This window comes from Sphingomonas panni (assembly GCF_022664435.1).
Classification (GTDB): domain Bacteria; phylum Pseudomonadota; class Alphaproteobacteria; order Sphingomonadales; family Sphingomonadaceae; genus Sphingomonas; species Sphingomonas panni.
In genome coordinates, this window is the sequence record NZ_JAKREU010000001.1 from 425,709 (window position 1) to 440,621 (window position 14,913).

17 protein-coding genes and 1 other annotated feature are annotated in these 14,913 nt (G+C 64.2%); of the genes, 3 read left to right on the forward strand and 14 right to left on the reverse strand.

All coding sequences use genetic code 11. The features are described 5' to 3' along the window. Positions 1-128: 128 nt before the first annotated feature. The 3 genes from MF609_RS02140 to MF609_RS19840 all read right to left on the reverse strand — a co-directional run bounded on the left by MF609_RS02140 (position 129) and on the right by MF609_RS19840 (position 4,508). A complete protein-coding gene (locus tag MF609_RS02140) occupies positions 129-2,057 on the reverse strand; it encodes a BCCT family transporter (RefSeq protein ID WP_242414676.1) in 1,929 nt (642 codons plus the stop codon). 89 nt (positions 2,058-2,146) lie between these two features. Further along, positions 2,147-3,406, reverse strand: a complete 1,260-nt coding sequence (locus MF609_RS02145; RefSeq protein WP_336943794.1) for a DUF2254 domain-containing protein — start codon at positions 3,404-3,406, stop codon at positions 2,147-2,149. Between the two features lie 151 nt (positions 3,407-3,557). Next, positions 3,558-4,508: an MFS transporter gene (locus tag MF609_RS19840; RefSeq protein ID WP_336943797.1), complete on the reverse strand. Its 951-nt coding sequence runs from the start codon at positions 4,506-4,508 to the stop codon at positions 3,558-3,560. A gap of 91 nt (positions 4,509-4,599) precedes the next feature. Here MF609_RS19840 and MF609_RS02160 point away from each other — a divergent pair. Next, positions 4,600-5,764 (forward strand): IS3 family transposase gene (locus MF609_RS02160; protein ID WP_242414678.1). Its coding sequence is split into 2 segments (ribosomal slippage): positions 4,600-4,856 and positions 4,855-5,764, totalling 1,167 coding nucleotides; the frame shifts between segments, so codons are not numbered across the junction. Between the two features lie 490 nt (positions 5,765-6,254). Here MF609_RS02160 and MF609_RS02165 read toward each other — a convergent pair. From MF609_RS02165 to MF609_RS02175, 3 genes are read right to left on the reverse strand one after another with little or no spacing between them, the layout of a single operon-like run. Then, positions 6,255-7,034 carry a sulfite exporter TauE/SafE family protein gene (locus MF609_RS02165; RefSeq protein ID WP_066689534.1) on the reverse strand — a complete coding sequence of 260 codons (780 nt, stop codon included), beginning with the start codon at positions 7,032-7,034 and terminating at the stop codon, positions 6,255-6,257. 7 nt (positions 7,035-7,041) lie between these two features. Then, positions 7,042-7,560 (reverse strand): rhodanese family protein, encoded by a 519-nt coding sequence (locus tag MF609_RS02170; protein ID WP_242414679.1) that lies wholly within the window; start codon positions 7,558-7,560, stop codon positions 7,042-7,044. Between the two features lie 4 nt (positions 7,561-7,564). Further along, entirely contained in the window at positions 7,565-7,879 is a 315-nt protein-coding gene (locus tag MF609_RS02175; RefSeq protein ID WP_242415153.1) for an ArsR/SmtB family transcription factor, read from the reverse strand. A gap of 71 nt (positions 7,880-7,950) precedes the next feature. Between MF609_RS02175 and MF609_RS02180 the strand changes: the two genes are divergently transcribed. Beyond that, a complete protein-coding gene (locus tag MF609_RS02180; RefSeq protein WP_242414680.1) occupies positions 7,951-8,835 on the forward strand; it encodes an MBL fold metallo-hydrolase in 885 nt (294 codons plus the stop codon). Between the two features lie 21 nt (positions 8,836-8,856). Here the strand turns inward: MF609_RS02180 and MF609_RS02185 are convergent, their stop codons facing one another. Both MF609_RS02185 and MF609_RS19960 read right to left on the reverse strand, forming a co-directional pair. Continuing rightward, positions 8,857-9,090 carry a cold-shock protein gene (locus MF609_RS02185; protein ID WP_242414681.1) on the reverse strand — a complete coding sequence of 78 codons (234 nt, stop codon included), beginning with the start codon at positions 9,088-9,090 and terminating at the stop codon, positions 8,857-8,859. An 18-nt stretch (positions 9,091-9,108) separates the two neighbouring features. Next, entirely contained in the window at positions 9,109-9,177 is a 69-nt protein-coding gene (locus tag MF609_RS19960; RefSeq protein WP_232307908.1) for a hypothetical protein, read from the reverse strand. Here MF609_RS19960 and MF609_RS19965 point away from each other — a divergent pair. Next, on the forward strand, positions 9,154-9,414 hold the full coding sequence (locus MF609_RS19965; protein ID WP_232307910.1) for a hypothetical protein: 261 nt from the start codon (positions 9,154-9,156) through the stop codon (positions 9,412-9,414). The two genes, MF609_RS19960 and MF609_RS19965, sit on opposite strands and share 24 nt — an antisense overlap. Before the next feature lie 43 nt (positions 9,415-9,457). Here MF609_RS19965 and MF609_RS02200 read toward each other — a convergent pair whose 3' ends face one another. The 6 genes from MF609_RS02200 to MF609_RS02225 form a co-directional block, all read right to left on the reverse strand. Then, a complete protein-coding gene (locus tag MF609_RS02200; RefSeq protein WP_242414682.1) occupies positions 9,458-10,300 on the reverse strand; it encodes a universal stress protein in 843 nt (280 codons plus the stop codon). An 11-nt stretch (positions 10,301-10,311) separates the two neighbouring features. Then, complete coding sequence (locus tag MF609_RS02205; RefSeq protein WP_242414683.1) at positions 10,312-11,796, reverse strand: SulP family inorganic anion transporter; 1,485 nt, start codon at positions 11,794-11,796, stop codon at positions 10,312-10,314. Between the two features lie 86 nt (positions 11,797-11,882). Then, positions 11,883-11,937: a sequence feature (sul1 is cis-regulatory element that is thought to sense ions involved in sulfur or methionine metabolism; They are found in Alphaproteobacteria), on the reverse strand. 93 nt (positions 11,938-12,030) lie between these two features. Next, a complete protein-coding gene (arsH, locus tag MF609_RS02210; protein WP_066689540.1) occupies positions 12,031-12,777 on the reverse strand; it encodes an arsenical resistance protein ArsH in 747 nt (248 codons plus the stop codon). Next, complete coding sequence (locus tag MF609_RS02215; protein ID WP_242414684.1) at positions 12,777-14,063, reverse strand: arsenic transporter; 1,287 nt, start codon at positions 14,061-14,063, stop codon at positions 12,777-12,779. The genes arsH and MF609_RS02215 overlap by 1 nt, the downstream gene beginning before the upstream one ends. Continuing rightward, on the reverse strand, positions 14,063-14,491 hold the full coding sequence (gene arsC / locus MF609_RS02220; protein ID WP_066689542.1) for an arsenate reductase (glutaredoxin): 429 nt from the start codon (positions 14,489-14,491) through the stop codon (positions 14,063-14,065). Before arsC ends, MF609_RS02215 begins: the two co-directional genes overlap by 1 nt. Positions 14,492-14,502: 11 nt before the next feature. Next, on the reverse strand, positions 14,503-14,835 hold the full coding sequence (locus tag MF609_RS02225; protein WP_066689543.1) for an ArsR/SmtB family transcription factor: 333 nt from the start codon (positions 14,833-14,835) through the stop codon (positions 14,503-14,505). Positions 14,836-14,913: the final 78 nt, after the last annotated feature.

Here is a 14,913-nt window from a genome sequence, read left to right on the forward strand (position 1 = left end):
CGCAAAGGTTCCGCGTTGGCGGCCCGACCAACGTTAGAACCTGCCCGCACCAGCGATCGGCGAACACCCTGGGTCGATATTGCACGATGGGCAAACGGTTCACAACCCACTCGATCGTCGGGGACCGCTCAAGTCCGCTGGACCTTGGTATCGGCAAGGCGCCACCGCTCCATCTGCGTCAGGACGTCGCTCGCGATCTGGTCGGCCGTAAATCCGGACAGATCGCGAAAGCCGGTTTCACCATTGGTCTGTGCGGCAAGTATCCACGTCAGGCTGCGACGACTTTCAGGTGCATCCAGCGCAGTATAGGCGGCAAGCGGACGCGATCGTGGCGTCAGGCGATAGACGAACGGACGACCATCCGCTGCGGTGATGGTGAGTTCGACCGAGTCCGCGTGCTGTTCCACTTCACTCGCGTTCCAGCCTTCCTTCTCTATCGCCTCCTGCACCGATCGAAGCGCGGGTTCGCCGCTGTCTGCCATTTGTCGCAGGATGTCGGCACGGCGTGCCGGGACCAGCAGGCGCTTGATCCGCTCGCCGATCGACGGCGTATCGCCCGGCAGTATTACGCCCGACAGATCGGCGTTGGTCTGGCGAATTAGGCCGACCGCCAGCAGCAGCATGATGAAGCAAAACGGCAAGGCCGCCAGCAGGGTCGCCGACTGCAACGCGCCAAGACCGCCAGCGATCAGCAGCAGGGTGGCGGTGACCCCCAGCAGCACGCACCAGTACATGCGCTGCCAACGGGGCGTTTCCTCTGCCCCGCCGGACGCCAGCGTATCGATCACCAGCGCGCCGGAATCGGCGGACGTGACGAAGAAGATAGCGACCAGCGCGATCGCCAAAGTCGACGTGACGCCGGCGGCGGGAAGATATTCGAGGAACTTGAACAGCGCCGTGGACAGGTTCGCCTGCACCGCATCGGCGATGCCACCCTGCGCGACCCCCAGGTCGAGCGAGATCGCCGTGTTCCCGAACACCGTCATCCACAGGAACGTAAAGGCGGTCGGCACGAACAACACGCCGATGACGAACTCGCGGATCGTCCGCCCGCGCGAGATGCGGGCGATGAACATGCCGACGAACGGCGACCAGGCGATCCACCACGCCCAATAAAACAACGTCCAGTCCGCCATCCACGCCCGCGGTTCATAGGCATAGAGGGTAAAGGTCCGCATCACGAAATGATCGAGATACAGCCCAAAATTCTGCACCAACGCCCGCAGCAGGAACAGCGTCGGCCCGACCGCCATCACGAACAGCATCAGCAGCACGGCGACGGTCAGGTTCAGTTCCGACAATCGGCGGATGCCGCGGTCCGCTCCACTCAGCACCGATAGGGTGGCCGCCCCCATGACCACCACGATCACCGCGATCTTCATCGTCGTCGTGTCCGGCACGCCATATTCATAGGCCAACCCCGCCGTCATCTGCGACACGCCGAAGCCCAGCGAGGTCGATACGCCGAACACGGTTCCGCACACCGCGAAGATGTCGATCGCGTCGCCCAGCGGTCCGTCGATCCGTTTGCCTAGGATCGGCGAAAGGCCGGACCGCAATGTTAGCGGCATGTCTTTGCGATAGGTGAAATAGGCGAGACTCAGGCCAACCAGCGCATAGATCGCCCAAGCGTGGACGCCGTAATGGTGGAAGGTGATCGCCATCGCCTCCCGCGCGGCGAGGATCGTGCCGCTCGGTGCCTCGGGCGGCGAGATGTAATGCTGGATCGGCTCGGCGACAGCGAAATACATCAGCCCGATCCCCATGCCCGCAGCGAACAGCATCGCCAGCCACGATAAATAGGGAAAGTCGGGTTCCGCATCGTCGGGACCGAGCTTCAGCTTGCCCGCAGGTCCGAAACCGAGCGTCAATACCACAACCAGAAATACTGCGACCGCCGAGATATAGAACCAGCCGAACGTGTCGATCGCCCAGTTCTGCGCCGCCTTGAACGCGGCGTCGGCCGTCCCCGGCATGGCGAGCGTCGTCACCAACAACAGGGCGATGATCGCGGATGCGCCCCAGAAAACCCGGGAATTGATTTCACTCTTGATCATATTAGCAGGGTAGCACCGGTTGGGATGGATTGTTGAAAAACGGTTGGACTAGGAATCTGCTGAGCGGACGGGTTGCTCTGGTTTCCATGCTATGATGCCGCAACGCCGTGGTTGCCCCACAGCGTGTGATGAAGGCGCGACAGTTCGGCGATATCTCGATCACTGGACAGCCCAGTCCGTCCTCTATCAACGGCATCCTGCGCTTCGTTCCGACAATCGATCGTGGAGCGGTCGTCGATTACGACCAAGGCCGCCAGGGCCTTTTGAAGGCGCAATCCGACTTCGATCGTCCCCGCCCCATCCCGGGCAATGGGGCGAAACACGTCTTCGAGCATATCGGAAAAGGCAAAGGGCGGCACCGTCACGCGCGCGGGCGGCGACCGCTCCTCGTCTGGCCGATGGCGCAGGGCCGCTGCCAGGACGCGCGTTGCCGCCTCGACCACGGCGATGGCGGTTCCGGGATCGTTGACGGCGGGCGATAAGGCGCGCGCCGCGATCTCCCCCAACACGACCAGACCGAAGCGCGGGTCATGATCGAACGTCCGATGATGTTCGATCGTGAATGCATCCCGGATCAGGCAGGCCTGATCGTCGTCGATCGTCGCCCTGACCCAGGCGAGCGGTTTGGCCGGGTCCACCAGATGACCGGGAATGCTGACGAGGTGGATATCCGCGCCGATCGCATCGGCGACCTCACCGATCTGGGCAAGGTCAACGTGCGTGATCCGCCCGATCTTTGCATGATGGACGACATGGGCGTCGCTCGGGACCGAGGCGTTGTCCTCAGCGCCGAAGCGGGGCGGCTGCATCATCATGCGTACGGCATCGGTTGCCGCGCGCTCGACCCGGTCGATCGTATCGGACACCCGGCCGAAGCGGGCGATGTGCTGAATCCAGCGCAGGAACGTCACGACGATGAACAGGATGACCAGAATTGTGCCGGCGTAGAGAATGACGCGCCCGGTATTCCCGTAGATGCCGGTCGACAGCGCGATGATGCCGACGATCGCGAACAGGAAACTGCCGAGGAAGGTCGCCAGCGCGTTCTGCGACGTGCTGTCATCGATCAACAGTTGGACGGCGCGCGGTGTGATGCTGCTGGTCGCTCCCGCATAGGCCTGAACCATCGCGGTCAATGAAAAGGTGGTTACCGCGAGCATCGAGGACGCGAGCAGATTCAGGATGCCGTCGACCGACTTCGACCCCACCTTGGCGGCAAAGTCGTACGAAATGGTATGACCGAGGAATGCGCTGGCCAGCGCGAGCAGCACCGCGAAAACGCAGAACAGTCCGGCACGAAACCACATCTGACGCGTGAGGAGACGAACGGCCCATTGCCATCCCCGCATTACGCCACGGCTCCATCGTTAGCGAAGCGAGCTATGGGACACGCCGAAGTGGCGGTGGAAACCGGAGGAGACATGTCACTAATAACTTATGGCAGGGGCAAATGGCACCGCCGCACCGACAAAATCCTTGCGGCTATGAGCAAGGGGATCGTCAGTCTTGGCCGGTATCGTCTTCAGCAGGGACGATTGTTACCAACTTCGTCGCAACTGCTGTGGTTCGGGGCAGTGGTTGATAAGCTTGCTGCATCTCAGCAGGCACCGCGTCTCCCACCCAGCGGCGCCACATGCCGAAGCCGAATACGCTTACCGCCAGAATGGCGACGACCTGAAACAACCCCTGCGGCCCGAGAACAGTCATCGCGGCCGACACCACCAGCGGGCCAACCGCCGCGCCAAGGGAATAGACCAAGACCAGTCCGCCAGTGGCGCTGACGCGCTCTGCTGGCGCAAGCTGATCGTTGGCATGCGCTACACAGAGCGGATATAGTGCAAAGCTTGCACCACCGAACAATGTGCCCAACGCAAGGCCGAGGCCTGTCGGGACTGTCAGGGATAAAACAAGGGCGCTGATGGCAGCTCCCGCCGTGGTCGCAACAATCACCGTACGTCGATCGAAGCGGTCGGACAGGCGTCCCAGCGGCCACTGCAAGGCAACGCCTCCCAGGATCACCGCGGTCATGAATCCGGCGGTATCCGATACGGACAGGCCCGACGCCCCTGCATACACCGGACCAAGGCCGTAAAATGCACCAAGTATGACGCCAGTGGCCGCAACCCCGACGATCGCCAGCGGCGAGGTGGCGTACAGGCGCCAGATCGACAGTGATACCGTGCTGGGCAAGGTCGGGCCGTTCATTCGGGTCAAAGCCACCGGAAGAACGGCAAGCGAGATGAGAAGAGAAGCCAGTATGAATGGTGTTGTCGGCGTAGATCCGGTCACATTCAGTATCTGCTGGCCGATGCCTTGGCCTAAATACAAGGCAATCATGTATCCGGCGAGAACGCTTCCGCGTGACGGACCTTCGGCCCGATCGTTGAGCCAGCTCTCGAGGCAGACATAAACACCGGCGACACAGAAGCCGTCGATAAAACGCAGCAGCATCCATAGCAAAGCATGTTCTGAGAATGTGACGTGACCCCCGTTTCTTCATCCAGGTGGAAGTAGAGACCGGCCCCTCAAAGGGACGGACGGAATGAAGCGGAAGCAATTCTCGGACGAGCAGATCATCGGCATCCTGAAGGAGGCCGAGGCGGGCGCAGTGGTGACGGAGTTGTGCCGCAAGCACGGGATGTCGAGCGCGACCTATTACGCGTGGAAGGCGAAGTTCGGCGGCCTGGAGGTGTCCGACGCGAAGCGCCTGCGGTCGCTCGAGGAGGAGAACGCCCGGCTCAAGCGTCTGCTCGCGGATACGATGCTCGACAACGCGGGGTTGAAAGACCTGCTGTCAAAAAGTGGTGACGCCCGCCGCGAAGCGGCAAGCGGTCGTGCATCTCCAGGCGACCCTGGGGATGAGCGAGCGGCGGGCATGCGCGGTTGTCGGAGCGGATCGCACGAGCATGCGGTATCGCTCGTGCCGGGCAGATGATGGCGACCTGCGGTCGCGGCTGTGCGAGTTGGCACAGCAGCGTCGGCGGTTCGGCTATCGACGGTTGCACATCCTGCTGCGCCGGGACGGCATCACGATCAACCGCAAGAAGACCCAGCGGCTCTACCGGGAGGAAGGTCTGACGGTCAGGCGCCGGAAGGGACGAAGGCGCGCCGTGGGCGCGCGGGCACCTTCACCGGTGCTGGCGCTCCCCAACCAGCGCTGGAGCCTCCACTTCGTCCACGACCAGCTTGTCACCGGGCGGCGGTTCCGTGTGCTCAACATCGTCGACGACGTGACGCGCGAGTGCCTCCGGGCGGTAGTCGACACGTCAATTTCGGGCCGGCGGGTCGTGCGCGAACTGGCCGATCTGATCGCCGAGCGTGGCAGGCCGAAGATGATCGTCAGCGACAACGGGACCGAACTGACCTCCAATGCGGTGCTCGCCTGGTCCGCCGATGCCAGCATCGAGTGGCATTACATCGCGCCAGGCAAACCGACGCAGAACGGGTTCGTCGAGAGCTTCAACGGTCGCATGCGCGACGAGCTGCTCAACGAGACGCTGTTCTTCACCATCGGTCAGGCTCGCTCGATCCTGGCCCACTGGGTCGACGACTACAACACCGAGCGGCCGCACTCGTCGCTCGGCTACGCTACCCCGGCCGCATTCGCTGCCGGGCTCGAACAGCAACGGGCGGGGTTAACCCCGCCCATTGCTTCACCTGCGCTCATGCGCGACAACACCGGTCGGTCTCTGGTTGCCGCTGGTTGAAAGACTGGGGTCACGTCAAATGTGTACGACAAAGTACTGGCGGACAACACCGCCACTACGACCGCGAACGTCCGGATATGCCCGACCCGCTCCACCAATTTGCCAACGTGCATCGCCCCGGTGGCCAAGCCTGCAAAGTAGCTTGTTGCGATCAAGCCGATAACAATCGGGACCGTTCCATTCACCTGCAAGCGTATGCTTATCAAGGTGGTCAGGAATCCAGAGCCGAGCATCAGAACGAAAATCGCAAACAGCAGACTGCGGACGGACGCTAGCGAAGAGATCATCCTCACAAAATGAGACGGGTCACTGCCTGTTCCATCGCACGCTCGGGCTTTCATACGTTAGTGCATGTCCATCCGGCAATGAAACGGCGGGGGCATAGCGGACGCCTTGGGAAATCCACCCTGGCCGCCGCTGGAAATCCGCGACCGCAGAAGGCGTGGATATGTTGCCCATTACTGATACGTGGCGGGGCAGCCGGCGGCGTTCAGATCGGCGAAGCGGTCACGTAGAAACCGATGCTGGCCACGACGATGCCGAACGACCGCTCGAGCAAGCCCTTGCGCGCGGCGAGCAAGCGACCCGTCGCGATGCCGCCGACCGTTCCAACGACGCCACCCATGACCAGCAATGCCGTCACGCCCCAGTCGACCAAACCCGACAGGGCGTAGGAGGTGGCGGTGGTCAGCCCCAGCGCGCTGACGACGACCAGCGACGTGCCGATGGCGAAGGGCAGCGGCATCGCCGTCGCCAGGATCAGCCCTGGCACGATCAGGAACCCTCCCCCGATCCCGAAGAAGCCGGCGGCAAGCCCGACGCCCAGCCCGATCGGCACCAGACGCGGTAGCAACGTCGCCGCACTGTCGCGGGTCAGGCGCACGGCAGGCGCGTCCGCCGTGCGGCGCTTGCGCAGCATCGACAGGCCGACCCCGATCATCACCAGCCCGAACAGGACGAGCAGCCGCTTGCCGTCGAACGCCTTGCCCAGTTCGGCACCCAGCGCCGCGCCTATCATCCCCGAGATGGCGAAGACACCGGCGCACCGCCACTTCACCCGGCCCGCCCGCGCATGGCCGATCAGGCTGGCGAGCGCATTCACCGTGACGGCGACAGCGGCCGTCCCGATCGCGGCATGCGGCGATCCCACGCCGACGACATAGATCAGCAGCGGCACGGCGAGGATCGACCCGCCCCCGCCGACAAGACCGAGGATCAAGCCGATCACGCCGCCCGATGCGAGCGCGGCAAGGATGGTGGCGGTGTCCATGATTGCCTCAGGCGGCCGCGCGCCGGTTCCACGGCATAACGCGCAGCAGGTTTGCCATGCCGCACCATCCCGTCACGCCGGCGAACATCAGCCCTGCCCCCACGAACACCGACAGCCCGAAGAAGCCGGGGGCGACGAACGTGCCGAGCAGCACGCCGGTCAGCACCAGCGCGCCGGCAGTGATCTGCACCTGCCGCATGATCTCCAGCGGTTGCGATCGATCGGCAAGCGTAGGCTGTCCCGCCTGCCGCCACGCATCGATGCCGCCTTCGAGGATATAGGCCGGTGCGCTACCCATTGCCGCGCCGAGTTTCGCGGCATTAGCGGCGGTGCGCATCCCCGACTTGCAGTGGAAGACGACCGGACGGCCGTCGCGCGGCAGATCGCCGATCCGATCGAGCGGCACGTTGATCGCACCGGGGATGCGCTCCCGCGCATGTTCGTCGGCACCGCGAATGTCGATCAGGCGCGCACCGGCATCGATCGCGGTGCGAGTGTCGGCGGGGGAAAGGGTCGCAAGCGTCATCGCATCAATCCTTGCAATAGAGCTGATAGAGGGTGGCGAGCAGCGTTTCGACGCGCGGGTCGGCAATGGCGTACCAGAGCGTCTGGCTCTCGCGCCGATAGGTGACGAGGCCTTCGTCACGCATCTTGGCCAGATGCTGCGAGCAGGCCGATTGCGACAGCCCCACATCGCGCGCCAGATCGCCGACCGTCACCTCGCCATGCTCGACCAGCTTGCACAGCAGCATCAACCGTCGCGCATTACCGATCGCCTTCAGCGTGTCGGTGACCTGGCCGGCCTTCGCCTCGAACGTTGCCAGATCCATCGGGGGTTTGAGCATCACCGCCACTCCATTAGGTGTTGCTTATGTAGATCCCTCTAATATATTAGCAAGAGCTAACGGAGGAAATCATGACCCGGCCCTTCATCGAGGCATTTTTCGACGAGCCGACGAACACGATCAGCTACCTTGTCGGCGATCCTGCGACGCGAACAGCGGCAGTGATCGATCCAGTGCTCGACTTCGACATGGCGAGTGGCGTCGCCGATACGCGCTCGGCCGAGCGCATCGTCGCCTTCGCCCGCGAGCAGGACTGGCGGATCGCTATGGTGCTGGAGACCCACGCCCATGCCGATCATTTGTCGGCCGCCCCCTTCATCAAGGCGCATACCAGCGCATGGATCGGGATCGGCACGCATATCCGCGACGTGCAAAAAATCTTCCGCCCCGTGTTCGCGATGGATGGCCTGAAGGCGGACGGATCGGACTTCGACCGCCTGTTCGAGGACGGCGATCGGTTCACGATCGGCGCGCTGGAGGTCGAGGTGCTGCACGTCCCCGGCCACACTCCGGCCGACGTCGCCTATCGGATCGGCGATGCGGCGTTCGTCGGCGATACCCTGTTCATGCCCGACTATGGCACCGCCCGCGCCGACTTCCCCGGTGGCGACGCGCGCACGCTCTACCGCTCGATCCGCCGCCTGCTGGCGTTGCCCGACGCGACGCGGCTGTTCCTGTGCCACGACTATAAGGCACCGGGCCGCGACGACTATCGCTGGGAGACGACGGTGGTCGAGCAGCGGCGGGCAAGCGTCCACGTCCATGACGGCGTGCGCGAGGACGATTTCGTCGCCATGCGCGAGAAGCGCGACGCCGGACTGCCCGTGCCGAAGCTGCTGCTGCCCTCGATCCAGGTCAACATCCGCGCGGGCCATTTTGACGAGGCCGAGGCGAACGGCGTCACCTACCTGCGTATCCCCGTGAAGTGGAAGAAGCATCAAGACGGCGATCGATGAGCTACCGGCTTTGCCGGTGGGCTATCGTCCCGGCGGTAGCGGGTCGTCTAACAGGATTTCCAGGTTGTCGGCTCCGAAACCTCCCTTGGGACGCTCGACCAAATCGAAACGCCATCGCTGCCCGCGCCGCAGCTCGGTGAAGCCGGCGCGCTCCGCTGCACGGACGTGGACGAAGACCTTGGGCTGTTTGTCGTCACGGGAGATGAAGCCCCAGGCTCCACCACGGTCGAGATATTTGATCGTTCCGGTCGGCATGACGCCTTCCTTTCGGGCTTAGCCCTCCTTGGCGCAGGTGAGGCACATGGCCGTCGCAGGCGCATGATCGAGGCGCTTGGCCTCGATTTCCTCTCCGCACCGGACGCACCAGCCATAGTCGCCACTATCGATCCACTTCAGCGCGGCATCGATGCGGTTGCGCTCGGCCTGGCGGTGCCGCTGCGCCGCCAGAGCCATTGCCTGCACCTGCATGGCGTCGATCCGCGACAGGCGGCCGACGCTTTCCTGATCGAGCGTGACCGGCGCGCGCATGTCCTCGGCTACCGCATCGTCAGCAACGAGCTGATCGCGCAGCGCCAGTAATTGCCGACGCCGCGCTTCCAAGTCCGGCGCGCACCCGGTCATGTCAGCGTACCAGCAAGACCGGCGCGCGGACGGTGCGGACCATCGTCGTTGTCGTACTGCCGACGATGAGCGTGCGGAGCGGAGAGTGACCATAAGCACCCATCACCAGCATTGCGCCGGGATGCGCGGCCATGTGATCGCCGATGACGGCATCAACCTTGCCATCGCGCAGGACGGTTTCGGCGCAGGCCGGAAGCGAAGCCGCTGCCGCGCCGAGCTGATCGCGATGCCTGGCATCGTCCGGTCCCGCCATGACGAGGTGCACGGGCAAGCCGCCGAACAGCGGCGACGTTGCGACATGACGCACGGCCCGACAGGCAGCAGGGCTGTTGTCGAACGCGATCACTACGGCGTCAGGTGCCTTTGCCTCACGCGAGGCGATCAGCACCGGCTTGTCACTGGCGCGCACCACCCGTTCGACCTTCGAGCCGATATGGTCGGTCGCGAACTCGCCCGAGGCACCGCGCTTGCCGATAATGACCAGCGCGGCATCAGCTTCACGCTCGACGATCGTTTCCACGATCCCGCCATGCAGGTGCATCGACGCGACCGTGATGCCCTGCTCCTTCAGGCGGGCACCGCCTGCGTCCAGCAGGATGCGCCCTTCCTCGATGGCGAGACGCCCCGCCGCTTCCTCAAGGCGGGTCAGCTCCTCCAGCAGATCGCTTTTGACGCCGAGGCCGATCGCGCCGCTATGATCGTTGCGCGATGCCACGGCATCCTTCCGCTGGACGACATGCAGCAGCTCGACATCAGCCCCAAGCCGGGTCGCGGCCCAGGCCGCCAGATCGACGACGCTGGTTGCGTAGGTGGATGCGTCGATACAGGCCAATATGCGATTCATAAGCCCTCTCCTCAGTGGGCGCCCAGCGCTGCTTCGGCGCCGGGCTTGTCATGGACGGCGAAGCGATCGATCATCGTCGCGCTTGCCTGACTGAGGCCGATGACCTCGACATGGGTGCCTTCGCGGCGAAACTTGAGGATCGCCTTGTCGAGGCTCCCCACCGCCGAAATGTCCCAGAAATGCGCGGCGGTCAGGTCGATGACCACATTGTCCAGCACCTCCTTGAAGTCGAAGGCATCAGCGAACCGCTCGGACGAGGCGAAGAACACCTGACCCGAGACGCGGTAGGTCCGCGTTCTGCCGTCCGGGCTCAGCTCGGTTGCCACGTCGAACAGGCGCTTGACCTTGCTGGCGAAGAACAGGCCCGACAGGATCACGCCTGCGACCACGCCCTGCGCCAGATCGTGCGTCGAGACGACGACCAGCACCGTCACCAGCATGACGACCGACGACTGCCACGGATAGCTCTTGAGGTTCTTGATCGATCCCCAGGAGAAGGTGCCGATCGACACCATAATCATCACTGCGACCAATGCCGGCATCGGAATGCGGGCAACCAGTGGCCCCAGCACGACGATCAGGAACAGCAGGAATGCGCCCGAGACGAAGGTGGAGAGGCGGGTAGAGCCGCCTGACTTCACGTTGATGACCGACTGCCCGATCATCGCGCAGCCGCCCATTCCGCCGAAGAACCCGGTCAGGAAATTGGCGATGCCCTGCCCCTTTATCTCGCGACGCTTGTTGGACGGAGTGTCGGTCAGATCATCGACGATCTGCGCGGTCATCATCGATTCCAGTAGGCCCACCGCCGCCATCGTCAGCGAATAGGGGAAGATGATGCGCAGCGTTTCCAGCGTGAACGGCACCTGCGGGATGCCGAACGCCGGCAGCGACGAGGGCAGCTTGCCCATGTCGCCGACCGTGTTGACCTTGATACCTGCATAGATCGACACGATCGTCAGGATCACGATCGCAACCAGTGGCGACGGGATCGCCTTGGTGATGCACGGGAACAGGTAGATGATCGCCAGCCCCGCTGCGACCATCGCGTAGGTTTCCCACCCGACGTTCGTGAGCTGGGGGAGCTGCGCGATGAAGATCAGGATCGCGAGCGCATTGACAAAGCCGGTGATGACCGAGCGTGACACATACTGCATCAGCAGGTCGAGCTTCAGGAACCCGGCGACGCCCTGGATCAACCCCATGAGGATGGTGGCGGCGAAGAGGTATTGGACGCCGTGATCGCGGATCAGCGGCAGGACGAGAACCGCAATTGCGGCGGTTGCGGCCGAGATCATGCCGGGGCGACCGCCCGCGAGCGAAATGATGACGGCGATGGAGAAAGAGGCAAACAGCCCGACGCTTGGATCGACGCCAGCAATGATTGAGAAGCCGATGGCTTCCGGGATCAGCGCGAGCGCGACGACGATGCCCGCAAGCACGTCCGCGCGTGGGTTCGAGAGCCATTCGCGTCGAAGCGAAGTAGCAAATGTCATGTAGAAACCTGATCGCAATAGCGAGGGGCGCACGCCGTCAGACGCGTTCAATCAACGATGCTCGGAGCGAGACCCAAATTCGCTATGGTTATCCCGGGGATAGGCGCCGGGCCGAGCCACCCGAAACGATTCGGGTCCGTCGAAGGCCCGTAGATAGTCACTGATCGGACCATATTGCAACTGCGAACATGGATTGTTCGAGCGCAGCTCGTTGCAGCGGGCCGATCGTTGCCGTCAGGATTGCGGCGAGGTCGCGATGCTGGACAGGTCCGTGGCGGCGTTGATCGGCACGCCGGCTTCCTTCCGCTCCGAATAGCGATCGACCAGTTGCGCGGTATGCGGGCGCAACAGGACGGTGAAGCGCACCAGTTCCTCCGCCACGTCGACGATCCGGTCGTAATAGCTCGACGGCTTCATCCGGCCGGCGTCATCGAACTCGGCAAACGCCTTGGCGACCGACGACTGGTTGGGGATCGTCACCATCCGCATCCATCGGCCCAGCACGCGCAGGCTGTTGACGCTGTTGAACGACTGCGATCCGGCCGACACCTGCATGACCGCCAGCGTGCGGCCCTGGGTCGGGCGCATCCCGCCCATGCTGAGCGGCAGGTGATCGATCTGCAGCTTCATGATGCCGGTGATCTGGCCGTGGCGCTCGGGGCTGCACCACACCTGCCCCTCCGACCATAGCGACAATTCGCGCAGTTCATGGACGGCCGGATGGTCGTCGCCGACGTACTGGTCGGGTAGCGGCAGCGTCGCGGGATCAAAGATGCGCGTCTCGCAGCCGAAGAAGCGGAGCAGCCGCGCTGCCTCCTCGACGCACAGACGCGAATAGGATCGCTCCCGGAGCGAGCCATAGAGCAGCAGAATGCGGGGCGGCGGATCACCAGCGCCCAGCCCGAGGGCGGGCCGATCGAGCGCATAGCGCCGATCGAGCGCGGGCAGATGGTCGGGGTCGGCAAGGTTGCGGAGCGGCATCAAGCGAGTCCAATTCGCAGCGCGAGCGCCGCCAAGGTGATGAGCAGGACCGGCACGGTGAGCGTAACCCCGACCCGGAAATAATAGCCCCATCCGATCCTGACGCCCTTCTGCCCCAGGACATGCAGCCACAGCAGCGTCGCAAGCGAGCCGATCGGCGTCAGCTTGGGGCCGAGGTCGCAGCCGATGACATTGGCGTAGATCATCGCGTCCCGGACCGCCCCGGTCGCGTGGGTGGCGTCGATCGACAGCGCCCCCACCAGCACGGTCGGCATGTTGTTCATCACCGACGACAGGACGGCCGCGATCACGCCCGTTCCCAGCGCCGCGCCCCATACCTCGCCTTGCGCGGTGCGATCGAGCAGCGCCGCCAGATAATCGGTCAGGCCGGCGTTCCGCAGGCCATAGACGACCAGGTACATGCCGAGCGAGAAGATCACGACCTGCCACGGTGCGCCGCGTAGCACCTTGCCGGTCTGTATTTCGTGGCCGCGCCCGGCGATCACCAGCAGCAGGATGGCGCCGGCAGCGGCGACGGCGCTGACCGGCACGCCCATCGGTTCGAGCAGGAAGAAGCCGGCGAGCAGCAGGGCAAGGACGATCCATCCGGCGCGGAAGGTCGCCGCATCCCGGATCGCGGCACCGGGCGCGCGCAGCGCGGCCACATCGTAATCCCGCGGTATGTCGCGGCGGAAGAAGAGCAGCAGCGCGCCCAGCGTGGCGGCGATCGACACCAGGTCGACCGGCACCATCACCGCCGCATACTCCCCGAACCCGATCCCGAAGAAGTCGGCCGACACGATGTTGACGAGGTTCGAGACGACCAGCGGCAGGCTGGCGGTATCGGCGATGAACCCCGCCGCCATGACGAACGCCAGCATCGCCTTGTCCTCGAACCCCAGTGCCCGCAGCATGGCGATGACGATCGGGGTCAGGATCAGCGCCGCGCCGTCATTGGCGAACAGTGCGGACACGCCTGCGCCGAGTAGCACGATCAGGACGAACAGCCGGTGACCATGGCCTGCGCCCCAGCGGGCGACATGCAGCGCCGCCCATTCGAAGAACCCGGCTTCATCCAGCAACAGGCTGATGACGATGATCGCGACGAACGCGGCGGTCGCATTCCAGACGATCCCCCACACCACCGGCACGTCGGACAGGGTGACGACACCCGCGAGCAGCGCGACGATCGCCCCGCCCATCGCGCTCCACCCGATGCCGAGGCCCTTAGGCTGCCAGATGACGAGCACGATCGTCGCGACGAAGATCAGGGCCGCAAGCAGCATCAGCCGACGCGCCGGCCCGACGCATCGACCACCTGTTCGCCGTCTTCCTTGGCGAACGCGCCGAGCTGGCCGCTCGGCAGCAGATCAAGAACGGTTTCGGAAGGGCGGCACAGCTTCACACCGAGCGGCGAGACGACCAGCGGTCGGTTGATGAGGATCGGGTGCGCCAACATCGCATCGACCAACGCGTCGTCGGACAGCGACGTGTCGTTCAGGCCCATCTCTGCATAGGGCGTACCCTTCTCGCGCAGGAGATCGCGCGGCTTCACACCGGCGCGGTCGATCAGCGCGACCAAAAGCGCGCGCGCGGGCGGCGTCTTGAGATACTCGATGACATGCGGTTCGATGCCGGCATTGCGGATCAGCCCAAGGGCATTGCGAGATGTGCCGCACTCGGGGTTGTGATAGATCACGATATCGACGGCCACAGGGCGTCCTTTCAGCAGCAGGGGGCGAGTTCGGCGATCAGCGGCGCACACAGTTCCGCGTTACCAGCGCAGCAGTCCTTCACGAGGAACAGCATCAGCGTGCGCAGGCCGTCCAGATCGGCGCGATAGATGATTGACCGGCTATGGCGTTCGGAGCGGACCAGGCCCGCGCGGGCGAGAATGCCGAGATGTGCCGACATGGTGTTTTGCGGCACGTCGAGCTGACGGGCGATTTCGCCAGCCGCCATCCCGGCGGGTTCGTGGCGAACCAGCAGGCGGAACACGTCTAGGCGCGTTGCCTGCGCCAGCGCCCCAAGCGCAACGATAGCCGAATCATTTTCCATGCATCCAGCATAATGGATGTATTAAATCCTGCAAAAGGCTTTTGTTCGCCCGCCCGGCGCACGCTCGTAGCTACCATA